Origin of the sequence: Arthrobacter mangrovi, from assembly GCF_026011795.1 — a bacterium.
Classification (GTDB): domain Bacteria; phylum Actinomycetota; class Actinomycetes; order Actinomycetales; family Micrococcaceae; genus Crystallibacter; species Crystallibacter mangrovi.
This window is the reverse complement of the sequence record NZ_BRVS01000008.1, coordinates 245,862-267,962: the sequence shown is the minus strand read 5'-3', so window position 1 is coordinate 267,962 and position 22,101 is coordinate 245,862. Positions and strand designations below refer to the sequence as shown.

Genomic DNA, 22,101 nt, shown 5'->3' with positions numbered 1-22,101 from the left:
GGGAAGGTGCGCCCGCGCCGGATCAGCCTTCGTGCCCCGCACCGGTCATCCTTCCCGTCCGCACCGCAGGCAGCCGGGGCGCCGCTTCAGGTAGTAGGCCAGCGTGGCGGCCGCCAGCAGCGGGCCCCACAGGACCCAGAGCAGGGTGGGCGCGCCGGTGGCCCAGTTGACCGCATCGAACGGGATGCCGGTGGAGATTCCCGAGGTGAAGATCCTCAAATAGGTGGCTCCGGCCGGGACTACCACGACGGAGACCAGGCCGGCGGGTATGACCGCGAGCCGGACCGGCACCCGGCGTCCGCCCAGCCACGGGATCCAGCGGGGAACGGCCGAACCCCAGCGCTGGAGGAGCCCGAGCGTCAGGATCGTGCCAAGCAGCGCCATCGAGGCCAGGCCGAGGCCTGCGTACACCATCCCGGTCTCCTGCATCATGGCGAGGACCTCCGGGCTGATCCCCAGCGGGATCCCGGCTGCCCACGCGAACCGCGTGGCTCCATAGGCCGCAGGAATCGCAGCGGCGGCTATGGTTACGGGCTTACCCCAGCTGCGGGCGGCGCTGGCGGTGAACGGGCCGCCACCCTTTCGGCGGCCGCAGCGCCGGCAGCCGCCTTGGGACTTCCGGAGGCAGGCGGCCGCGGTCATGGCCCAGAGCGCGACCCCGGCCAGCAGCACGACCTGGTGCCCGACGATCGGCCAGCCGTAATCTCCCGGCAGGGCAGCCGGATCGGTCAGCGCGAGGACCAGCAGGAAGGGAACATATCCCAGCATGGTCAGGATGCGGGTGTCCACGATGAGCAGCAGGACCGCCGCGGCATAGAGGCCCGCAAAGGTGACGGCCGCGCCGACCAGCAGCCGTCGCGGGCGCCGGCGCACGTGGACGGCCAGCGCCAGCAGGCCGCCGGGCACGGCGGCCGCTGGCAGCAGGTACAGGAGCACTTCGCCAAGCGGACCGTTCAGCGGGGCCAATGCCACGGGTACGGCGGGGTCGGCGAGCGGCAGGGTACCGCCGGTAAAGACGACGGCGAAGGCGGCGGCGGCGTAGCTGAGCGCGGCTACCGCGGTCAGCAGCGGGGCGGCGGAAACCAGCCCGTCCCCGCGCACGCGGAAACTACGGGATACGGCACCCGAGGTGCTATCTGACGGCGGCAGGGGACCGGGGGACGGTGGGGGTGAAATAGCCATGGCTTCAGTCTGGCCAGTCCGCCTGTGCCGGTGATCCCCCGGAGGGGCGGATCCGCTCCCCCGGAAGAGTGAATCCGGGCCGGTCCGCAGGTTCCCGGGGCCGGGGAGTTAACCGGAGCCAGGGAGTTAAAGGGAGCAGCTCCGCCGGAACGAATCCGAACGGAGCTGCTCCGCGATCCCGGGACGGCCTATGGGGGAAGGGCCGGCCCGGAAGCCTACGTTTTAGCCAGCGGTGTAGTAACCGTCGACGCTCATCCAGCTGGTCGGGTGGACCAGGGTGCCGTCGCCCGGGTTCAGGGCGCTGACCATCTTGCCGCCGCCGAGGTAGATGCCGATGTGGCTTCCGCCGTTCTGCGACACCAGGTCGCCCGGCTTCGGGTTGCTGGTCGGGGTCAGGGCAGCGGCCTGGGCCTGGCTGGTGCGGGGCAGGTCGATTCCGGCCTGGGCGTAGACCCACTTGGTGAACCCGGAGCAGTCCCAGCCGGCCGGGGTGGTGCCGCCCCAGACGTACGGGCTGCCGACCATCGACTTGGCGATGCCGGCAATGCCGGAGGTGGCGGACGCCGGGGAGATCTCGGCGCTGGCCAGGGAGACGTTCATGCTGCCGGCCGGAGCGGCGGCGATCTCCGGGGCCGGAGCCTCGGCGGCGGGGGCCTCGGCGGCGGGAGCCGGGGCAGCCGGAGCGGACTCGGCGGCACCGGAAAGGGCGATGACGTCGCCCGGGTAGATGATGGACTCCATGCCCATCCCGTTGGCGGCGAAGACATCCTCGAGGGCCACGCCGTACTGGCTGGCGATGGCGCCGAGGGTATCGCCCGGCTTCACCGTGTGGGAGGTGGCGGCGGCATCGGAAGCGGCGGACTGGGCAACTGCGGCCACGGCCTCGGAGGCGGCGGCTTCGGTGGCAGCGGCCGGAGCCACGTACGCGGCGGCGTGGTCCGGGGCCTCGCCCGCGGCGTTGGCGGCGGGCATGCCCGCACCGAGCATCAGGCCGGCACCGGCGGTGACGACGGCGGCGCTGCGGCCGACCTTGCCGGCGTTGGCCGAAACGGACTTGGTGGCCTCGCTGATGAGGAAGTTGCGGGCCGGGGTGGCGCGGTGGCGCGCGGAATTGTTCGTGAACACAGTTGTGCCTCTCCCAATGCCTACGAGGTGAGCTGTCGGGTTCGGATGGGAGTCACCCGGCCGTGGAGCAGTACGGAACGTACTCCTCGGCTTAACCCCAAGGGCTTCCGTGGAAGCCCGAAAAACTTGGGTCCCCCGCCTCTGCCAGCGGTTACTGAACGGGCTCGAATTGTGGTGGCAGAGTTAGGCAATCCACTCGAGCTGGCCGGGTAGGGCCCGACGCTTCGACAACACTACATAACGGTTTGGTAACCACCAACTCGGAACCGGGCAGTTGTGGACAACTTCACATTCAGATTCTGTTAATCCACAGTTGGGGATTGATCGAGCAAATCCGGCCTGACTAGGAGTGATGTGCCCGCCGGTACGGCGCCCAAGAGGGGGGTATTAAGACCGTAGAAAAATTTGAGATTGTCCGTTTCTACGGGATCGGGGTCGGAGGGCCAGCAGCCGATGACGAGGCCGGCCACGCGCAGCTTCCTGGTGCGCAGGGCCTCGAGCGTAAGCAGCGTGTGGTTGAGCGTGCCGAGGCCGCTGCGGGCGACGACGACGGTCGCCGAGTTGTCCGGGAACTGTGCGGCCAGGTCCGCCAGGGTATGCCCCTCGCCGTCCAGCTCGACCAGCAGCCCTCCGGCGCCTTCGACCAGCACATGGGCGGCCGTTTCAGCCTCGGTCCGGATGTGCCGGACGTGGTCGTCCAGGCCGGGGAGGACCGCGCCTTCCCGGCGCGCGGCCGCGCGCGGGGCCATCGGGTGCAGCAGCCGGACGCCTTCGGAGACCCGGTCCACGCCGGAGAGTTCGCGGATCTCGTCGATGTCTCCGGGCTCGTCCGGAGCCACGCCCGTCTGCGCCGGCTTGTAGACCGCCACCGGCCCCTCCGGGTGGCCGGACAGGGCCGAGGCGAGCGCCGCCGTCGTTCGGGTCTTGCCCACGCCGGTATCCGTGCCGGTGACGAAAATGATCCGCGGCAGCTCCCGCATCCCGGCGGCGAGGTCCCCGCCGAGGGGCCGTGGGCCTGACTGTGTAGGGACGGTCATGGAAGATCGGGCTCCTGCCGGACGAGGACGGTCCGGGGACTCTGGAACGACAGCAGGCGCAGCCACGCGGGGTCCGGCCCATCCAGCCGCACCTGCGGCAGGGCACGCGCCGTCTCCTCGAGGACGAGTACCGTTTCCAGCTCGGCGAGCTTCGCCCCGAGGCACCGGTGCAGTCCGTGGCCGAAGGCCAGCGAGTAGGCGGTGGCGCCGGCATCGGGGCCGTGATGGCCGCTAAGCTCCAGGACGATCTCGGCCCCGGCGGGCAGCACGGTGCCGCCCAACTCGGTGGCGCGGGCGGCGGCGCGGCGCCACGTGTGGACCGATGACTCGGTCGCGAGCACTCGCCGAACCAAGTCCCGGCCGGAACCGCCCGCCGCGAGCAGCCGCCACCGGTCCGGGTGCTGCAGCGTGCGGTAGAACGCGGTGGCGATCAGCTGGGCGGTGGTCTCCTGCCCGGCGATCACCAGGAAGTAGCCCAGCGAGCAGATTTCGGCAGGCTTGAGGCCAGCGCGGTCCAGCACGCCGAACAGCGTGTCCGTGCCCCGCGCGGCGGCGACTTCGCACCGCAGCCAGGTGTAGAACTCGGCTGCGCTGGCGGCCAGTGCCGGCTGGCGGTCCGCGTCCGGCCAGCCCCAGAACAGCTCCAGCGAGTCGCGGCTCCACCGCTTCAATGTGTCCAGGTCCGGCAGGCCGATGCCGATCAGCTCCGCCATCACCACCGGCGGGACGTGCTTTGCCACCATGTCCGCCAGATCGACCGGTCCGTTGCGCAGCGCCGGCGCGGCCTCCGCGCAGCGCTTTGCGGCAAGTTCCCGCACGCGGGGAGTGACGGCGGCGACCTTCGCGGGGGTGAAGAAGCCGGCGACGAGGCGGCGAACGCGCAAGTGCGCCTCGCCGGTCGCGGAGGCAAGCACCGGCGGCAGCGCGAAGCGGGCGCGGCTAAGGATGCGCAGCGCGGCCGGGGCCAGGGGAACGACGGCGGTGAGCGCGTTCGTCGGGAGGAAATCTTCCGTGCGGCGCATGACCTCGCGGACCTGCGCGGGCTCGGTGACGACGTGGAAATTCATTGGACGGCCTCGGCGGCCTGCGCGGCCGGGAGCGTCAAAGCCAGCCGGGCCGCGACCAGCTCCGCGGCCCGGCGGGTCTCCTCGGCGGTGAGGTCTGCGCGGGCGGTCAGCCGCAGCCGGGAGATGCCGTCCGGCACGCTCGGCGGCCGGAAGCAGCCGACCAGCACGCCCTCTGCCTCCAGTTCCTCCGCGATTGCGGCGGCGTTCCCGGGGCCGCCGGCGGGGACCGACTGCACGGCGCCCGCGGCCTGGGGAACGGCGCAGGTCTGCGCCAGGACCGCGGCGTTCGAGAGGACCAGTCCCGCCAGCTGCGGCTCGTCGGCGATGATCCGGCACGCCTCCGCTGCGGCGGCAGCCGCGGCCGGGGCCAGCCCGGTGTCGAAGATGAAGCTGCGGGCCGTATTGACCAGATGCCGGCGGAGGGCCCCGGAACCCAGCACGGCGCCGCCCTGCGCGCCGAGCGCCTTGGACAGCGTCGCGGTGAGCACCACCTGCCCGGCTCCGGCCAGCCCCGCGGCATGCACCGCGCCGCGGCCGCCGCCGGCGACTCCTATCCCGTGCGCCTCGTCGACCACCAGCAAGGCATCATGCTCCGCGCAGAGCCGGGCCGTTTCGGCCAGGTCCGCCGCGTCACCGAGCACCGAATAGATGGACTCGACAACGACGACGGCGCGCGGCTGCGTGCGCGCGGCCAGCATGGCCTGCAAGGCGGCGAGGTCCCCGTGCGGGAATACCTCGACCGGCGAACGCGAGAGCCGGGCGGCGTCGACCAGCGAGGCGTGGCTGTGCTCGTCGCGGAGCAGCAGCGTTCTGGGACCGCCGAGGGCCGTCAGCACGCCGAGGTTCGCGGCGTAGCCGCTGGAGAAGGCGAGGGCGGCCGGCATTCCGGTCAGCCGGCACAGTTCGGCCTCGAGCTCGTCGTGGACGGGCAGGGTCCCGGTGACCACGCGGGAGGCCCGAGCCCCGGTTCCGTAGCGGTCGATGGCCCCGGCCGCCGCGGCCTTCAGCCGCGGGTCAGTGGAGAGGCCCAGGTAGTCGTTGGAGGCGAGGTCGAGCACCGGGCGGGCGGTGCGCCGGCCGGCCCCGGGCACGAAAGGCGCGGACGGCGCGGACGGCGCGGACGGCGCGGAATGCGCGGGCGCCGGACCCGCGGCGCCGTCCCGGACGGCCGCCTGCCGGACAATCCCGCGCCGGCTCCGCACCCGGGCCTGGTCCTCCAGCCACCGCTGCATGGCGCCCATCAGCCGTGCACCTCCGCGATGGCGCCGGTGATGCCCGCGCCGATGGCGGCGACGTCCGCCGCGGACGAGACATAGGGCGGCATGGTGTAGACCAGGTCGCGGAACGGGCGGACCCAGACGCTGCGATCCAGGGCGGCCCGGGTGAGGGCGGGGATGTCCACGGGCCGGTCCAGCTGCACCACGCCGACGGCGCCGAGCACGCGCACCTCGCGCACGGATCCCAGTGCGGCGGCCGGGGCCAGCGAGGCGGCCAGGCCGCGCTCCACCCCGCCCACCTGTTGCCGCCACCCGTTGGCCTCCAGCAGGTCCAGCGACGCCGAGGCGACCGCGCACGCCAGCGGATTCCCCATGAAGGTCGGCCCGTGCAGCAGTGCCCGGAATTCCGAGTTCGTGACGGCCGAGGCGACCTCGGCGGAGCAGAGCACGGCCGCCAGCGTGAGGTAGCCGCCGGTCAGCGCTTTGCCCACGCACATGATGTCCGGAGAGACCCCGGCCCATTCCGCAGCGAAAAGCCGGCCCGTCCGGCCGAAGCCGGTGGCGATCTCGTCGAAGACCAGCAGCAGGCCGTGCTCGTCCGCCACCCGCCGCGCCGCACGCAGGCACTCCGGGGCGTAGGCGAACATGCCGCCGGCGCCCTGGAGCACCGGCTCCACGATGATCGCCGCCAGCCCCCCGGCCTGCCGGGCAACGGTCTCCTTGAGGGCGGCGATCCAGCCCGCCACCGCCGCCGCATCGGCGACCAGTTCGCCGTCGTTGTCCAATCGCGCCGCCGGCGGCCGCGGCAGGAACTCCTGCTGCGCCACCAGCCCGGGAAAGGCCGAATGCATGCCATCCACCGGATCGCAGACGCTCATGGCCGCGAAGGTGTCGCCGTGGTAGCCGCCGCGCAGCGCGAGGAAGCGCTGCCGCTCCGGCCGGCCCGTCGCCGCCTGGTACTGCACTGCCAGCTTGAGCGCCACCTCCACCGAGACCGAGCCGGAGTCGGCGAGGAATACGTGCTCCAGCGGCTGCGGCGCGAGGCGGACCAGCTGCTCGGCCAGCCGCACCGCGGGCTCGTGCGTGAGGCCGCCGAACATGACATGGCTGAACCGCTCCGACTGGTGCCGCAGTGCCTCGTCCAGCACCGGGTTCCGGTAGCCGTGGATCATGGACCACCACGAGCTCATCGCGTCGACGACGTCGAAGCGCTCGCCGTCCGCCGCCCGCAGCTGCAGCCGGACGCCGCCGGCCGCCTCGACGGCAAAGGGCGCCGGGCCGTCCAGCGGGGCGTAGGGATGCCAGAGGAGGCCGCGGTCGCGACGGATGGTGCCGGTGCCGGGCGTACGCCGGCGCGTGGTTTCGGTCCCGGAGCCGGGGGCCGTGCCGGGAACGACGGCGGCGGGGGAGTGCAGTACCACGGCGCGCCTAGGCGTTCGGGGCGAGCCGGGTTCCGGCCCCGCGCCGTCGGATCGTGACCGGGACGCTCGCGGGATCGTTATCGTCGACCACCGCCGCGGCGGGCTCGGACGCTGAAGCCGCGGCGCCGCCGTCGTACTCCGCGCCGGCAGCCGCCGCGGCACCGTCCGCGCCGAGCACCACGAAGCCGCTGTCCGCGATCATTTCGAGGTCGGCCTTCGCGGCCTGCCCCTCGCTGGTGAGGTAGTCGCCGAGGAAGAGCGAGTTGGCCACCTGCAGGGCCAGCGGCTGGAGCGAGCGCAGGTGCATTTCGCGGCCGCCGGCCATGCGCAGCTCCGTGTCCGGGCTGGCGAAGCGGACCAGCGCGAGGATGCGCAGGCAGTGCGCGGGCGTGAGCAGCCAGGTGCCCTCGAGCGGCGTGCCCTCGAAGGGCATCAGGAAGTTGACCGGGATGGAGTCGGCGTCGAGGTCGCGCAGCGCGAACACCGCGTCGACCAGCTCGTCGTCGGACTCGCCCATGCCGACGATCAGGCCGGAGCACGGGGAGAGCCCGGCGCCCTTGGCATGTTCCACGGTGCGGACCCGGTCGGCGTACTCATGCGTGGTGCAGATGTCCGCGTAGTTGGACTCGCTGGTGTTGAGGTTGTGGTTGTAGGCGTCGACTCCGGCGGACTTGAGCCGGTCCGCCTGGCCGTCTTTGAGGATGCCCAGGCAGGCGCAGACCTCGACCTGCGGGTGCTCGTCCTTCAGGCCCTCCACCATGCTGGCCACCCGGTCCACGTCCCGGTCCGTGGGGCCCTTGCCGCTCGCTACGAGGCAGACGCGGGAGGCGCCGGCCCGGATACCGGTTGCCGCCTGCTCGGCCGCTTCCTCCGGCTTCAGCCACGTGTACTTGAGGATCTGGGCCGCGGACCCCAGCCGCTGCGAACAGTAGGTGCAGTCCTCCGGGCAGAGGCCGGACTTCAGGTTCACCAGGTAGTTCACCTTGACCGTGTTGGCGAAGTGGGCGCGGCGGAGGCGGGCGGCGGCCGACACTACGTCGAGCAGCTGATCGTCGGTCGACCGCAGGATGGCGAGGGCTTCCTCGCGGGTCAGGGTGCCGCCGTCCAGCTGTTTCGCGGCCAGGTCGCTAAAGTAATTGAACACCGTTCAAGTATCGGAATGGGCGGAGGCGGTGTCAAGAGATTATTGAACGGCGTTCAAGTTTGCTTCGAATGTGACGCGGCATGATGGACTGGAACCTGCCGCTGCGGCGGATACGACCAACAGGAGGACCCGATGGCGCTGACCCGCCGGCAGATCGAGGACGCGGCGATGCAGATCCTGCGCAGCTATGGGCTGGCCGACCTGTCCATGCGGCGGCTGGCCCGCGACCTCGGCGTGCAGCCCGGGGCGCTGTACTGGCACGTGAAGAACAAGCAGGAACTGCTGGGCGTGCTGGCCCGTCAAATCCTGGCCGCCGTGCCGGAGCCTGACGCCGATCATCCCGACGGGCCGGAGGGCGAGGTGTCCGGCGCCGCTGCGGATACCGGGTCTCCAATCGGCGGACCGGAGCCCGTCCGGCAGCTGGCCCTGGACATCCGCTCGGCCCTGCTCTCCGTGCGGGACGGCGCGGATGTCGTCTCGCTGGCACAGGCGATGACCTCCGAGGCTCTTCCGGCCATCAGCACCCTGCGCCGGCTGCTCGAGCGCCGCGGGCTGGGTGCGCAGCCCGCTGCCTGGGGCGCGCGCACGCTGACCCACTGCATCCTGGGCTCGGTGGCGGAGGAGCAGACGCACGCCGACCTCGCCGCCGCCGGTTTGCTGCCGGAAGGGGCGGAGCGGAACAACGACGACGAGGCGTTCCTCTTCGGGGTGGACACGGTCCTAGCGGGGCTGGGGCTGGCCGCCCGCGCCTGAGCCGCTGCGCCATGGGCGGGTTGAGCGGTGCCTGTTCGGCATCATCGCCCGTCAGCCAGCGCCCGGCGCGCCGTACGGGACCAGCACAAGCTTGCCTTTCTCCGCCGAGTGCTCGAGGAGCTCGTGGGCATGACGGGCCTCGGACAACGGCAGCCGCTCCGCGACAACCGGGTGGATCTGTCCGCCGCGAAGCAGGTCGAGCAGCGCACGAAAGTCTTCCCGGTACCAGTCCGGGTCCCGAGGTCCTCCTCCGACGCCCAGCGGCCGGGCACGCTCGTGCACCTTCTGGACCCGGTAGGCGAGGACACGGCGCCGAGGGGAGAGCAGGCCCCACGCCGCGACGGCAGCAGTGGAGACGTACCATTCGAACCACCCCCGCCGGCTCTTGCGGCCGTGCGACAGCGTCGCGTAGTGGCCGAACACGACAAGCCGGCCCCCCGGACGCAGCGCGCGGAACGAACGGAGCGACAGCGGGCCGCCGATCCCGTCGAGCACAACGTCCACCCCTTTCCCTGGAAGGGCGTGCGCACGGGCCACGAAGTCCTCGCTCCGGAAGTCGATCGCCACTGCGCCCAGCCGCTCGATGGACGCACAGTCCTCGGCGGAGGCGGTGCCGTAAAGCCGGAGTCCGGCCGCCGCCCCGAGTTCAAGGACGGCGACTCCCACCCTGCCGGCCGCGCCCTGCACCAGCACACTTTCGCCGCGCTGTGCGTTCGCCACGCGGTGCAGCACCTGGTAAGCGGTCATGTAGGGCAGGACGAGGCAGACGGCTTCCGCCGGGTCGAGGTCCTCCGGCACCTCCACTGCTTCTGCCTCCGGCACGCAGACCCGTTCCGCGTAGGCGCCCCAGACCGTCAAGGCGGCGACGCGATCTCCAATATGGAGCAGGGAGCGTCCGGCGCCGAGTTCCTCGACGACCCCCACGAGCTCGTAGCCCGGCGTAAACGGAGGCTTCGGGACGTGGAAATAGGTGCCGGCCCGTAGCTGCGAATCCGTGAAGGACACGCCTGCTGCCAGTACCCTCACAACAACCTCGCCGGGCGCCGGCCGGGGATCCTCGTCCTCCACCACCTGGAGGACCTCAGGGCCGCCGAATCGCTGGACCACGACGCGCTTCATACTGCAACCCTATGCGGGCCTCGTGGTCGGGCTAAGGCCTTTCGGCCCGGCCCGGTGGGAGGCGGGTCCTAGCGTGGGGCTTCCTCGATATCCGGCCCCTCAGCCGCGTCCTGGGAGTGCGGATGGGGCATCTGCACGGCCTGTTCCGCCTCGCCCTCTACGGCGTCTTCGCTATGCCTGCGGTCGAATTCCTGCGGGATGGTTGGTTGTGCCATAGCTGCTGTCCTCCAACAGAAGCGTCCGCCGCACGGGGCGGACTGGTACTTCCACCGTACTCCGGTTATCTCCCGTCGTCCCGGATGGCAGTTTCGCGCAGGTACTGGTCCACCCGCACGTAGGCATCGCGGGTCAGCGTTTTCCACAGCTCGACGGCGAGCCGCGGGTCGCCCGCTTCGATCTCCGCCATGGCTTCCGCGGTCAGGACGCTGACCTGGACGGGGCCCACTGCCTTGACGGTGGTTTCTTGGCGGTCGTCGCTGGCCAGGGCCAGTTCGCCGAAGGTCATGCCGGCGCTGAGCGTGCTGATCCGGATCCGGCCGCCGCCGGGCGCGGGGAGGGAGCTGGCCACTTTGCCGGAGCTGATGAAGTAGATCCCGCCGAACCGCTGGCCCGCGCGCCGGATGACGTCGCCGTCGTCGTACTCCCGTGGCTCCATCCGCTCCGCCAGCGCCTTTGCCACGGCAGGGTCCAGCGATCCGAGGGCGGGGGAATCCGGGACCGCCACCGTTTCGGGCAGGCAGAGCTCGCTGCCGTAGCGGGCGATCAGCTGGTTTTCGGCGTCTTCGACGGCGGCGCGCCGGGTGCCGAAGGCGGGGGCGCAGCCGTCTCCGCCGTCTTCGCTGCTGCCGAGGGCGCCGGCCAGTACGCCACCGGGATCGATGAGCAGCAGCCCGCAGCCGGCATCGGCCAAGGCATCGCGGAGCCGGGGAAGCAGCTTGGCCGCCACCCGCCCGGTTTCGTCCACCCGCCGCAGGTCCAGGATGACCAGCTCCACGTCCGGGCTCTGCGCGCTGACCTCGCGGATGACGGATTCGGTGCCGGCGAAAAGCAGGTCGCCGTTGAGCTCAATGATCCGGGCGCGGTGGCCGTGGGAGCGGAGCACCTCGGCGCCCTCGTCGTTCCGCCGGATGCCCGAGGGGGCGGCGGTGATGTCGTAGCTGGCATGGATCGCGGAGCGGCCGGTTCTGGCGGCATGCACGAAGTGCAGTCCGAGGTCGCGGGAGAGCCGCCGGCAGGCCGCGGCGCCGCGGACACTCGTGCCGTGCCCGTCCAGCGGCGGCGCGTAGATCCCGACGCCGACCTGGCCCGGAAGCACCGCAATGATGCCGCCGCCGACCCCGGACTTGGCCGGCATGCCGACCGAGCTCAGCCACGAACCCGCGTCGTCGTACATTCCGCAGGTGGCCATCACGGACAGCACCCGCTCCACCACGTCCAGTTCCAGCACCTGCTTCCCGCTCACCGGGTTGGCGCCGGCATTGGCCAGCGTGGCGGCGACCATTGCGAGGTCGCGGCAGGTGACCAGGACCGAGCACTGCCGGAAGTAGTCCTCCAGCACCGGGACCGGATCCTGCTCGAGGATATTGAACTGCCGGAGCAGGTAGCCCATCGCGTAGTTGCGGAAACCGCTACGCCGCTCGGACTCGTAGACCCGAGCGCTGTAGTCGAGCTCCCGGCCGGCGAAGTCCGAGTAGGTCTTCAGGATCCGCTCGAACCGGGAGCTGCCGCCCCTGCCCTTGACCAGCGAGGCCGCCGCGATGGCACCGGCGTTGATCATCGCGTTGGCCGGCCTGCCGGTGCCCTCGGCCAGCGACAGCTCGTTGAACGCGTCCCCGGAGGGCTCGACGTCGATCTTCCCGTCCACCGCCTCGGCGCCCAGGTCGGCCAGCGCCAGCCCGTACGTCAGGGGCTTCGAGATGGACTGGATGGTGAAGTCCTCCCGCGTGTCGCCGACCTCATAGACATAGCCGTCCGCCGTGGCCAGGCAGATGCCGAAGCGGTCCGGATCCACGCCGGCGATGCCCGGGATGCTGCTGTCCGGGGTGCCGTCGCGGATGCCGGCGATCTCGTCGTGCAGGGCCTGCAGGTACGTCTGGATGGGGGAGTCCATACCGCCAGCCTAGGTGCGCCGCGGGGCGCCGCGCACCGCAGCGGCCTAGTTGGCCAGGGCGGGGTAGTCCGTGTAGCCGGCAGGTCCCTCAGTGTAGAACGTCTGCGGGTCCGGCGTGTTCAGCGGCAGATCCTCCTGCCAGCGGCGGACCAGGTCCGGGTTGGCAAGGGCCGGGCGGCCTACGACGACGCCGTCGGCCAGTCCGTCGTCGAGGATCGTGAGGGCTTCCTCGCGCGTGGTGACCACGCTGAACCCGGTGTTGACCAGCACCGCGCCGCCGAAGCGGGCGCGCAGGTCCTGGACCAGCGGGCCGGCTGGGTCCTTGTGCAGGATGCTCAGGTAGGCCAGGCCCAGCGGCGCCAGCCGGTCAAGCAGGGCGGCATAGGTGGCGCGGGTCTCCTCCGGGTCGGACTCAAGCACATCCTGGACGTTGTGCTCGGGGGAGATACGGATGCCCACGCGGTCAGCGCCGATTTCCTGTACGACGGCGGCGGCTACTTCCGCGACGAGGCGGGCGCGGTTCTCCGGGGAACCGCCGTAGGCGTCGGTCCGCTGGTTGGACGAGGGCGCCAGGAATTCGTGCAGCAGGTAGCCGTTGGCGGCGTGCAGCTCCACCCCGTCCAGCCCGGCGTCGACGGCGTTCTTCGAGGCCTGCACGAACTCGTCGATGATCCCGGGCAGTTCGTCCGTGGCCAGGGCGCGGGGGACCGGATAGGGCTTCTTTCCCTCATACGTGTGGGTTTCGCCGTCGATCGCGATGGCGCTGGGTGCCACCACGTCGCGGCCGCCGTTGGTCGCCGGGTGGCTGACCCGGCCGGAATGCATCACCTGCGCGACGATGCGTCCGCCGTCGGCATGCACCTCCTCAGCGACCCGCCGCCAGCCTGCAATCTGTTCCTCCGTGACCAGCCCGGGCTGGTGCGCGTAGGCCTGTCCGGCGAAGCTCGGGTAGGTCCCCTCGGTCACGATCAGGCCCAGCGAGGCGCGCTGCCGGTAGTGCTCGGCCACCAGCGGGCCGGGCACACCGTCCGTGCCGGAGCGCAGGCGGGTCAGCGGGGCCATAACGAGGCGGTTCGGCAGGTCGAGGGCGCCGACGGACAGGGGAGTAAAGAGGTTCACGTGGTTTTCCCTTGGTTGCGGATGGCTTCCTAAGCGGCAACCGACGGCACCCGCCCGGTTATTCCGGCGGCGGCACTCGGGCAGCGAACCGGGCGGGACGGCGGGCGGGCCTAGAACCCCTTCGCCACCGCGGCCGCCGCGCGCAGCCAGGCCCGCTGCGTGGCCGGCTGCAGCATCGCGTACCGGATGAGCCCGTTCACCAGCGCCGGATCGTAGGGAATCCGCACCACTTCGCGGACAAACGGGCGGAAGCCCTCCTCGATCCGCTCCGCCTCGATCTTGGCGCGCTTGCGGGCTTCACCCGTCATGCCGCGGCCGGCGTCGGTCGACTCGGAGACCACCACGACGGCGTTGCGCGCGAGTTTCGCTTCATGCTCGCCGCGCGACTCGAGTGTCTGCAGGGTCAGCCGTGCCGCTTCCGCGCGGTCCTCCATGGCCGTCACCGGCACCACGAGCTGGTTGCTGTGGTCGATCATCCGCCGCCAGTTGGCCGAGCGCGAGGTGTTGCCGGAGTCCATGACGATCAGCCGGTAGTACTTGCTGGCTACCCGGTGCGCGATGTCGACTTCCTCCGCCGTGACCTCGTGGTCGCCCTCGTCGTCTTCGTCCGAACGCAGCACGTCGAACTTGTCGGCGGCCTGATGGTGGACGTAGTGCGCCAGGTCCGCGGCGTTCGACTCGGGGGAGAGGAGCTTACCGGACGAATCCACCAGGTCCAGCACGCTGGAGTTATGCGGCCCCTGCTCGGTGCGCCAGCCCAGCGTGCCCTGCGACTCGTTGTTGTCCCAGGCAAGCACGGGACCGCCGCCGTAGCGCGCGAGGATCGCGCTCAGCATCACGACGGTGGGGGTCTTATTCGCCCCGCCCTTGCGGTTGACGACGGCTACCGTCCTCGGCCCGGGCCAGTGCTGGCTGACCATCCGCACATCCTCGCGCTCGGCCAGCTCCTCGCGGGACGGCTCGATCCGCAGGCCCATGCGCGAAAGCACGCCGCGCCAGCCCTTCGTCGCAGGCTGCTGGGCTGAGCAGGTCACCAGGAAGGACGTCTCGCGCAGGTCGCGGCGGCGGGCCGGGGGAGCGGCCGGGATGGAAGCCTCGGGGGCGCCTGACCGGGCCGCGCCCTCCGATGTCCGGGAGGGAATCGCCCGCTGGCCGGGAGCTGGTTGTGCGGCCGGCACGGAGGGCACCGAGGAGATCGGTTGGGCGGGAGAGGAAGGCACCTTCGAGATCGGTTCGGCGGGCGCGGAAGGTGCCGGCGGGATCGGTTCGGCCGGCGCGGACAGCGGCCGCGGCGGCTGGGCGGGCTGTCCGGGAGGCGTGCCGGGCTGCGACTGCCGCAGGGCGCGCCGGCTGGCTGGCTGCCCGACGGTCTCAGCCGTCCGGGACTCGGGAACATGCTTCGTCATCGTCGCTGCCAACCTCCGGGAGTGAAAGGGTTCATCGCTTATCATCCCCGCGCGGCCCTCCGATCAACAAATACGGCCCGCCGGCGCCGCCGCCGGATGCCGCCCCTTGACGGGAGCGGGCCGCGTAGGCTGGGCCGGTGGTCAATTTCACGCTGAAGCAGCTCCAGTACTTCGTCGCCGTCGCGGACCACGGATCCATCTCGGCAGCGGCAGCCGCCAGCCACATCTCGCAGGCCGCGATGTCGCAGGCGTTGACGGACCTGGAACGGACCGTCGGTTCGCAACTGGTGGTCCGCCAGCGCTCCCGCGGCATTTCGCTCACCGGCGTCGGACAGCAGTTCCTGCGGGACGCCCGCTCCCTGGTGCGCCACGCGGATGACGTCCAGGACACCATCGTGGAGCGCCAGCAGGGGCTGGTTGGTCCGCTGGCCATCGGCTGCTACACCACGCTTGCCGCCTTCTGGGTTCCGGTAATCAGCCAGAAGTTCATCAAGCCGAACCGCCGGCTCGAGGTCACCTTGGAAGAGGGCGAAGGCAGGGAGCTGCAGCAGAAGATGCTGGACGGCTACCTCGACGCCGTGCTGACCCACACGCGGCACCTGCTGCCCGGGGTCGAAGCACGCACGGTCAAGGAAGGGCGCCCCTACGTGCTGCTCGCCGCGGACCATCCGCTGGCCGGGCGCAAGAGCGTGAGGCTGGCAGAACTCGCCGAGGAAGACTTCGTCTCGCTGGACATCCCCACGGTCCGCGACAACCAGCTGGTCAACCTCCGGCTGTCCGGACTGGACCCGAAAATCGCCTGGCGCTCTTCCAGCTTCGAAGCCGTCCGCGGCATGGTCGCCCGGGGACTCGGCTACACCGTGCTGGTCCAGCGCCCGCCGGTCAACACGAGCTACGACGGCCTGCCGCTGGCCACGGTGGAGATCGACGGCCCCGTCGGCCACAGCGACGTCTGCGTTGCCTATTCGTCCACGGCCCGGCCGAGCCTGCGCCTGCGGGCGTTCCTGGACTTCTGCGCGGAAGCCGGCGGAGCGGCGGGTGGCCCGGCAGCCAGGGCGACGGGGTAGCCGACGCCGGAAGGCGGCCGCTGCGCTGGGCAGCGGCCGCCTTCGCGGGAGGGTCCGGCCGGGGCCGGCGGGAGGGCCGGGCTACATCTTCTCCGCGGTCAGGTCCTGGTTCTTGCCTTCCTTGACCCCGAGCAGGCAGAGGGCGGCGACGACGAACGCGCCGGCCCAGGCGGCGGCGACCATCCAGAGTTCGCCGCCGGCAGCGAGGACCAGTCCCGACGCGACCATCGGCGTGAACCCGGCACCCAGCGTGGACGACAGCTGGTAGACCAGCGAGGCACCGGTGTAGCGCATCCGGGTGGGGAAGAGCTCCGCCGTGAAGGCGCCGAACGGGCCGAAGATGGTGCCTTGGATGACGCCGTTGGCCAGGAACAGGCCGATAGCGAAGAGCCACAGGGCGCCGAGTTCGAGCATCCACATGATCGGGAAGGCCAGTACGGCGCCGGCCAGGATGCCGATCAGCATCACGGGCTTGCGGCCGATCCGGTCCGAGTAGCGGGCGGCGAACCAGATGGCGACGACTGTCAGCGCGGCACCGATGGCCTTGATGTTCAGCACGCCGGTGCGGTCCAGGCCGACGTGGTCCACCACGTAAGAGATGGCCCAGACGGTCATCAGGCCCTGCACCGTGTAGGAGCTCATGCCGACCAAGGTGCCCATGATGACGTTCTTCGGGTACTTGGTCAGCACCTCCATGATCGGCATCTTGCGTTCTTCCGCCTTGTTTTCCAAGGCGAGGAAGAGCGGCGACTCGGCGACCTTGAGCCGGATGATGAGGCCGATACCCACCAGTACGACGCTCAGCAGGAACGGCACGCGCCAGCCCCAGCTCAGGAAGGCCTCGTCCGGCAGCACCGAGACGGCCGAGACGGCGAGGGTGGCCATGACGGCGCCGGCAGGTCCGCCCATGTTGGCGAAGCTGGCGGCGAAGCCGCGGCGTTCCTTGGGCGCGTGCTCGAGCGCCATCAGCATGGCGCCGCCCCACTCGCCGCCGACGGCCAGGCCTTGGACGAGGCGCAGGGCGATCAGTGCGACGGGTGCGGCCATGCCGATCTGCGCCGTGGTCGGGAGCAGGCCGATCAGCGTGGTGGCCACGCCCATCAGCAGCATCGAGGTGATCAGCACGCCCTTGCGGCCGAGCCGGTCACCGAAGTGGCCGAAGACGATGCCGCCGAGCGGCCGGGCGATATAGCCGACGGCGAGGGTCGCGAAGGACGCAAAGATCCCCACTGCCGGGTCCACGTTGACAAAGAACACCTTGTTGAACACCAGCGAGGCCGCCGTCGCATACAGGATGAAGTCGTAGAACTCGATGGCACTGCCCATGAAGCTGGAGGCCAGGATGCGCCGCATCTGCGGGGTGTTGAGGCTGGGAACCTTCAGCGGCTCGCCCTGGCCGCCGGCAGGAGGCTGGGGCAGCGAAGCCGACTTCGCCGTCGTGCGTGTGCTCATCGTGCAACCGCCATTTCAAGATTGTCCGTCGTGGCGACCGAAGCGCCGCCGGCAGAGCGGGAAGAGAACGGGATGATGTCGAGGTCGTCGGGGATATGGAAGCCGCCCTCGAACGACGCGCCGTGCGCGCGCCACACCGAGTCGGGCGTCGTGCCCGGGACCAGGTGGTGCAGCGCCAGGCTCGCGGCACCTGCCTGCCGGGCGATTCGGATCGCATCCTGGGGAGAGGTGTGCGAGCGGCGGTGGTGGTCGATGGAGGCGCGGGCCTCGTCCGTGTCGATGCTGCCGTAGGCGCGCTGCACCCAGTCGAAATCGATGGCCTCATGCAGCAGCAGGTCGGTGCCGCGGGCGAGCCGGACCAGGTTGTCGCACGGTGCCGTGTCGCCCGAGATGGTGACCGAGCCTTCCTCGGTGTCGAACCGGAAGGCGAACGCGGGGGCGATCGGCGGGTGCTCCACGAGCGTGGCGGTGATGGTGACCAGCTCGTCCCGGTAGATCTCGAACGGCTCCATGCCGGCCGGGGTGGGGTTGCCGTTGGGGTGGTAGCCCGACGACGCGGGAATCGCGATGTCCTCGGCCGCGAAGTAATCCAGCGGCGACGGCCGCAGCGCGTCGATGACCCGGTCATTGAGGTCCGTGCCGTAGGCCTGCATCAGGTGGTGGAACATCTCGCGGGTGCCCGGGGTGGGCAGTTCCGGGAACACCGGCGACGGCGGCGTCGCAGCGCGCAGTGAAGCCGGCGGAAGTTCCCCGCGGTTGCCGGGGCCGACGATCCGGATGGTGTGCTGGTCCTGCTTGAGCGTGAACATGCCGAAGATGGCCAGGCTGGCCAGGTCGATGGTGTGGTCCGAATGCAGGTGGGTGAGGAAGATGCCGCGCAGGGACGAGATCGGCAGGCCGGCCTTCATGAGCTGGCGCCCGACTCCGCTGCCGGCGTCCACCAGGTACACGGCGTCGCCGACGACGACCGCCGTGGCGATGCCGGTGCGGCGGCCGGCATTCTCGCCCGTCCACCAGCGCGGGCCGCCCGCGGTGCCGAGCGTGACGACATGCGGATTCAGGGAAGTCTTCATGGAATGGGAAGTCCTTAGGATGAGCTGTTCCGGCTTCGGCCGGTTGTTCTGCCTTCCATGATCCGTGTCACAACCACCCCTGTAAAACTGTAATAACTGCCCAAGTTCAACGGTTTTGCCTATGAACGGAACGGGGCGCGTAAGACGCCGAGGCCCGCTCATGTTGCCGCCCGCGGACCGGCGGTTAGGGGATGCCGCAGCGGAAGCCGCCATCGCCGTCGTCCTCGAAGCGCGTACCGAAGGGCGAGCAGGCGCGCGCGAGGGTGCGGCGAAGCCACTCCGAGTCCTCCCGGCCGGCGCGTTCCAGCCGCAGCCGCCGCGAGCGTACGGGGACCAGCCGCAGCCCGCGGAGCCCGGGCGTTCCGGCCTCGAGCGTCACCAGCACCAGCAGGCGCAGGTCGTCGCGGAACTCCTCGTAGCCGCGGATGCCTTCGTAGTCGTTGATGAGGTCGCCGCAGCCGTACAGCACCGGCCGGCCGCGGTAGATTTCGATTGGCCGCGGATGGTGCGAGGAGTGGCCGTGGATGATGTCGGCCCCGCCGTCGATGAGCCGGTGCGCGAAACGGGTCTGCGCCGGCGGAACCCCATAGCCCCAGTTCGAGCCCCAGTGCAGCGACACGATAACCGCGTCGTCCGGCCGGCGCTCGGCCCGGATCCGCTCCAGCAGCGATTCCGCTGCTGCCTCGGAGAGGTCGGGCAGGAAGGCCAGGCCCGGCCGTTCCCCCAGGGCGCTGTTGCCGCGGGCCACGCCGCTGGAGGAATGCGCGGCGGCGAAGAGCAGGACCCGGCCGTTGGGTGTGCGGAGCTCGGCGGGCGCCCATGCCTCGGTGGCATCCCGGCCGGCGCCCGCGGTCCGCAGGCCTGCGGTGTGCAGGACGTCCAGCGTCTCCTCGAGCCCGCGCACACCGAAGTCCAGCACGTGGTTGTTGGCCAGCACGCAGGCATCTATCCCGGCCGCGGTGAGGCAGCCGATGTTGCCGGGATGCATGCGGTAGTGGATGCCTTTGCCCGGAGCGAAGCGGCCGCTGGTGGTCACGCTGGTTTCGAGGTTGATGATCCGCAGGTCCGGGGCGGCCTCGTCGAGCAGTGCCAGCGCCTCGCCCCACGGCACCTCGGGCGCGACCGGGCGGGGGATCGGGCCGTTGGCCGCCTCGGCCAGCGCAATGTAGTCCCGGGCGTCACGGATGAAGGACTCCCGGAGCCCGGGCGGATTCGGTGCGGGCAGCAGCTGGTCGATGCCCCGGCCCGTCATCACGTCGCCGGCGAGGAAGATCGAGATCGCGTCGGAATCCATGGCGCCACCGGCCTTGGAGGTGCTTGCCTGCCTGGTACCAACTCTAGTCCGGGTCCCGCAGGGCCGGCACCTCCAGCCGGGCCCGCCGGCCGGCTAGGAGAGGTTGTAGCGGTAGGTCCGGGCGAGGCTGCCATCGCGCGAGGAATGCTCGCCCACCGCGATCCAGCCCAGCCGGTCGTAGAACGGGGCCGCGCTTCCCTCGCCGAGCATCGCGACCAGCTCCGCCCGCGGGGCGCCGGCGGCCCGGGCTTCCTCGAGGAACCTCTCCACCAGCAGCTGTCCGGCCCCGGAACCCCGGGCGGCGTTGTCCACGGCCACCGCGGTAATCACCGCGACCTGGTCGGCCGCCGTCGTTACTGCTGCCGCGGGCGCTCCGGAAGCAGCGGAATCCGCAGGTTGCCGGCCGCGTGCGTTGGCGTTGCGGAAGATTCGGCTCAGGTAGGAGCGTCCGCGGGTGCGGATGAAGTGGGCGGCCAGCCGCGGCCGCCCGGCGAGCGCGACCAGTCCGCCGAAGGCCAGCCCGACGCGGTGGCGACGGACGACTTCCGCCACGTGGCGGACCTGGTCGGTGGAACCGACCAGGAAACCAATCGGCTCCGCCGGGGCGCCGCCGGCAGGGGCGCCGCCGTCCGGGCCGCCTCCGGCAGCGGCTCCGCCGGCACCGGACCCGTCGTGCCGTTCGGCCACGAGCGCGACGCCGAAGGGGCTGTCCAGGAAACTGGCGTGCCAGCGCCGCACGAACCGCTCGCCCATCTGCGGAAAGAGGCCGTCGGGAACGTGGCGGCACTGCCAGCCGGCCATCGCTGCCAGGTCCGCCGGCATGGCCGGGCGGATCGTGACTGTCGGGGCGGCGCGGGAAAGGGCTGGAGCTTCGGCTGAGTGGAGCAAGGGTCCTTCGGGGTCGGCGGGCGGGCCTGCTTCGCGGTCGGCGGGCGGACCTGTTTCGCGGGAGGCGGTCGGGCCTGTTTCGCGGGAGGCGGCCGGGCCTGTTTCGCGGGAGGCAGGCATCCCTTCCTGAGGGGAGGAAGACCCGCCCGTGGAAAGGGGGTCGGAGCCGAGCTGTGTCACGTGCGGCCCCCCTTCCGTGGTTGACGAGTCATACATGTCAGCCCAGTGTAGGGGACCATCCTGAGCGGAAGCGGGGCAGCCACTCCGTGCGTCCAAAGGTTTCATCGCCGCCTGAGCAGGTGCTACTCCGGGCTGTTTACCTGCCGTTTACCCGCACGGGAGGGGTTGGAGTGACGCGGATCATCCGCGGCGGGCGGCCGTTCCCGCGCCTGCCGCTCCTCACTGGCCGCTTGGCGGCCTGGCCGAGCTGCCGTGCCCTGTTGGCGGCCGGCCCGGAACCCGCATTTGGTGCCCTTGCCCTTGCGGTCAGCTGCACGTGAATATTGCCTGAACTTCGCCCCCGAATGGCCGGGGCGGCGAGGTGCATGCGGCCCTACACTTGGACCTGTGGCGCGGGCCGCCCGCGCCCGCTTATGGCCGACCTTCGATGGAGCAGGTGAGCACAATGGCTGGACGGGTAGTGCACTTCGAGATTCCCGCTGATGACCAGAACCGCGCGCGGGACTTTTACCAGTCCGCGTTCGACTGGAATATCAGCGAGGTTCCGGACATCAACTATCACATGGTCATGACTTCGCCGGTCAACGACCAGGGCATGCCGTCCGAACCGGGCTCCATCAACGGGGGCATGTTTGCCCGCGAAGGGGACCTGGCCACGCCGGTCATCACGGTCGAGGTCGAGGACATCGACGCCACGCTGGAGAAGATCGGCAGCCTGGGCGGCTCCACTGTGCTCGCCAAGCAGGCCGTGATGGACATGGGCTTCGCGGCCTACTTCCGCGACACGGAGGGCAACGTGATGGGCCTTTGGGAGAACAAGAAATAGGCGGCGCCGAAGTCGTCGGATTCCGTCGCCCGCCACGGGGCCGTGGCAGAATCGCTGGCATGGACGTGCAGTTGCCGCTGGAATGGCCCCGGACCCCGCCGTCGCATGGATCGGTGGTGCTGCGTCCGTTCCGGGAAACGGATGCGGCGGTGGTGACCGAACTGTCCCGCGACCCGTACGTTCCCTTGATCAGCACAGTCCCTGCGGATGCCTCGGAGGAAGAGGGCACGGAGTGGATCCTGCGCCAGAACGGCCGGTTCACCCAGGGGATGGGCTATTCGTTCGCCATCGCCGACGCCGCCACCGATCAGGCACTCGGGCAGATCGGGCTGTGGCTGAAGGCTGTCGATACCGGCCGGGCGAAGGCGGGGTATATCGTGGCGCCCTCCGCCCGCGGCCAGGGCGTGGCCGCCGCGGCCCTGACTGCGCTGACCCGGTTCGCCTGGACGCTGCCCGCGCTGCATCGCGTCGAACTGTACATCGAGCCGTGGAATGAGGCCTCGGTCCGCACGGCCGTTGCCGCGGGCTACGAGCGCGAGGGCCTGCTCCGCAGCCATCAGGTGATCGGCGGCGAGCGCAAGGACGTGCTGCTTTTCGCCGCAGTGCGGTCAACGGACTGAC

The 22,101-nt window shown here is 70.9% G+C and carries 20 protein-coding genes and 1 riboswitch; of the genes, 4 read left to right on the top strand and 16 right to left on the bottom strand.

Annotated elements, in window-relative coordinates; translation table 11 throughout:
* Window positions 1–45: 45 nt before the first annotated feature.
* The 7 genes from AHIS1636_RS10815 to bioB all read right to left on the bottom strand — a co-directional run bounded on the left by AHIS1636_RS10815 (window position 46) and on the right by bioB (window position 8,193).
* Window positions 46–1,182: a hypothetical protein gene (locus AHIS1636_RS10815; protein WP_264795820.1), complete on the bottom strand. Its 1,137-nt coding sequence runs from the start codon at window positions 1,180–1,182 to the stop codon at window positions 46–48.
* A gap of 222 nt (window positions 1,183–1,404) precedes the next feature.
* Complete coding sequence (locus tag AHIS1636_RS10810) at window positions 1,405–2,307, bottom strand: C40 family peptidase (protein ID WP_264795819.1); 903 nt, start codon at window positions 2,305–2,307, stop codon at window positions 1,405–1,407.
* Window positions 2,308–2,310: 3 nt separating this feature from the next.
* Window positions 2,311–2,482: riboswitch (cyclic di-AMP (ydaO/yuaA leader) on the bottom strand.
* 127 nt (window positions 2,483–2,609) lie between these two features.
* Complete coding sequence (bioD, locus tag AHIS1636_RS10805) at window positions 2,610–3,344, bottom strand: dethiobiotin synthase (protein WP_264795818.1); 735 nt, start codon at window positions 3,342–3,344, stop codon at window positions 2,610–2,612.
* On the bottom strand, window positions 3,341–4,411 hold the full coding sequence (locus tag AHIS1636_RS10800) for a cytochrome P450 family protein (protein WP_264795817.1): 1,071 nt from the start codon (window positions 4,409–4,411) through the stop codon (window positions 3,341–3,343). Before AHIS1636_RS10800 ends, bioD begins: the two co-directional genes overlap by 4 nt.
* The gene (locus tag AHIS1636_RS10795) at window positions 4,408–5,643 is read right to left on the bottom strand and encodes an aminotransferase class I/II-fold pyridoxal phosphate-dependent enzyme (RefSeq protein ID WP_373875829.1); all 1,236 of its coding nucleotides are present in this window, start codon (window positions 5,641–5,643) and stop codon (window positions 4,408–4,410) included. The genes AHIS1636_RS10800 and AHIS1636_RS10795 overlap by 4 nt, the downstream gene beginning before the upstream one ends.
* Window positions 5,644–5,651: 8 nt before the next feature.
* A complete protein-coding gene (locus AHIS1636_RS10790; RefSeq protein WP_264795916.1) occupies window positions 5,652–6,956 on the bottom strand; it encodes an adenosylmethionine--8-amino-7-oxononanoate transaminase in 1,305 nt (434 codons plus the stop codon).
* Between the two features lie 100 nt (window positions 6,957–7,056).
* Window positions 7,057–8,193 (bottom strand): biotin synthase BioB, encoded by a 1,137-nt coding sequence (gene bioB / locus AHIS1636_RS10785; protein WP_264795815.1) that lies wholly within the window; start codon window positions 8,191–8,193, stop codon window positions 7,057–7,059.
* Between the two features lie 132 nt (window positions 8,194–8,325).
* Here bioB and AHIS1636_RS10780 point away from each other — a divergent pair, with 132 nt between their 5' ends.
* Entirely contained in the window at window positions 8,326–8,946 is a 621-nt protein-coding gene (locus AHIS1636_RS10780; protein WP_264795814.1) for a TetR family transcriptional regulator, read from the top strand.
* Window positions 8,947–8,997: 51 nt separating this feature from the next.
* Here AHIS1636_RS10780 and AHIS1636_RS10775 read toward each other — a convergent pair whose 3' ends face one another.
* The 5 genes from AHIS1636_RS10775 to AHIS1636_RS10755 all read right to left on the bottom strand — a co-directional run bounded on the left by AHIS1636_RS10775 (window position 8,998) and on the right by AHIS1636_RS10755 (window position 14,700).
* Window positions 8,998–10,065, bottom strand: coding sequence for a medium chain dehydrogenase/reductase family protein (locus AHIS1636_RS10775; protein WP_264795813.1), 1,068 nt, complete (start codon window positions 10,063–10,065; stop codon window positions 8,998–9,000).
* Between the two features lie 68 nt (window positions 10,066–10,133).
* Window positions 10,134–10,280: a hypothetical protein gene (locus AHIS1636_RS10770; RefSeq protein ID WP_264795812.1), complete on the bottom strand. Its 147-nt coding sequence runs from the start codon at window positions 10,278–10,280 to the stop codon at window positions 10,134–10,136.
* Window positions 10,281–10,345: 65 nt separating this feature from the next.
* Window positions 10,346–12,175, bottom strand: a complete 1,830-nt coding sequence (gene glsA, locus AHIS1636_RS10765) for a glutaminase A (RefSeq protein WP_264795811.1) — start codon at window positions 12,173–12,175, stop codon at window positions 10,346–10,348.
* A gap of 45 nt (window positions 12,176–12,220) precedes the next feature.
* The gene (locus AHIS1636_RS10760; RefSeq protein ID WP_264795810.1) at window positions 12,221–13,294 is read right to left on the bottom strand and encodes an alkene reductase; all 1,074 of its coding nucleotides are present in this window, start codon (window positions 13,292–13,294) and stop codon (window positions 12,221–12,223) included.
* A gap of 110 nt (window positions 13,295–13,404) precedes the next feature.
* On the bottom strand, window positions 13,405–14,700 hold the full coding sequence (locus AHIS1636_RS10755; RefSeq protein WP_264795809.1) for a MinD/ParA family ATP-binding protein: 1,296 nt from the start codon (window positions 14,698–14,700) through the stop codon (window positions 13,405–13,407).
* Window positions 14,701–14,837: 137 nt separating this feature from the next.
* On the opposite strand from AHIS1636_RS10755, the gene AHIS1636_RS10750 reads away from it, so the two are divergent.
* Entirely contained in the window at window positions 14,838–15,767 is a 930-nt protein-coding gene (locus tag AHIS1636_RS10750) for a LysR substrate-binding domain-containing protein (RefSeq protein WP_264795808.1), read from the top strand.
* A gap of 81 nt (window positions 15,768–15,848) precedes the next feature.
* Here the strand turns inward: AHIS1636_RS10750 and AHIS1636_RS10745 are convergent, their stop codons facing one another.
* The 4 genes from AHIS1636_RS10745 to AHIS1636_RS10730 all read right to left on the bottom strand — a co-directional run bounded on the left by AHIS1636_RS10745 (window position 15,849) and on the right by AHIS1636_RS10730 (window position 20,474).
* Window positions 15,849–17,219 (bottom strand): MFS transporter, encoded by a 1,371-nt coding sequence (locus AHIS1636_RS10745; RefSeq protein ID WP_264795807.1) that lies wholly within the window; start codon window positions 17,217–17,219, stop codon window positions 15,849–15,851.
* Window positions 17,216–18,292: an MBL fold metallo-hydrolase gene (locus AHIS1636_RS10740; RefSeq protein WP_264795806.1), complete on the bottom strand. Its 1,077-nt coding sequence runs from the start codon at window positions 18,290–18,292 to the stop codon at window positions 17,216–17,218. Before AHIS1636_RS10740 ends, AHIS1636_RS10745 begins: the two co-directional genes overlap by 4 nt.
* 184 nt (window positions 18,293–18,476) lie before the next feature.
* The gene (locus AHIS1636_RS10735; protein ID WP_264795805.1) at window positions 18,477–19,586 is read right to left on the bottom strand and encodes a CapA family protein; all 1,110 of its coding nucleotides are present in this window, start codon (window positions 19,584–19,586) and stop codon (window positions 18,477–18,479) included.
* A gap of 93 nt (window positions 19,587–19,679) precedes the next feature.
* Entirely contained in the window at window positions 19,680–20,474 is a 795-nt protein-coding gene (locus AHIS1636_RS10730) for a GNAT family N-acetyltransferase (RefSeq protein WP_264795804.1), read from the bottom strand.
* Between the two features lie 625 nt (window positions 20,475–21,099).
* Here AHIS1636_RS10730 and AHIS1636_RS10725 point away from each other — a divergent pair.
* Together AHIS1636_RS10725 and AHIS1636_RS10720 are read left to right on the top strand one after the other, a co-directional pair.
* Window positions 21,100–21,480, top strand: coding sequence for a VOC family protein (locus tag AHIS1636_RS10725; protein ID WP_264795915.1), 381 nt, complete (start codon window positions 21,100–21,102; stop codon window positions 21,478–21,480).
* A 59-nt stretch (window positions 21,481–21,539) separates the two neighbouring features.
* Window positions 21,540–22,100, top strand: a complete 561-nt coding sequence (locus tag AHIS1636_RS10720; RefSeq protein ID WP_264795803.1) for a GNAT family N-acetyltransferase — start codon at window positions 21,540–21,542, stop codon at window positions 22,098–22,100.
* The last annotated feature ends 1 nt before the right edge of the window (window position 22,101 follow it).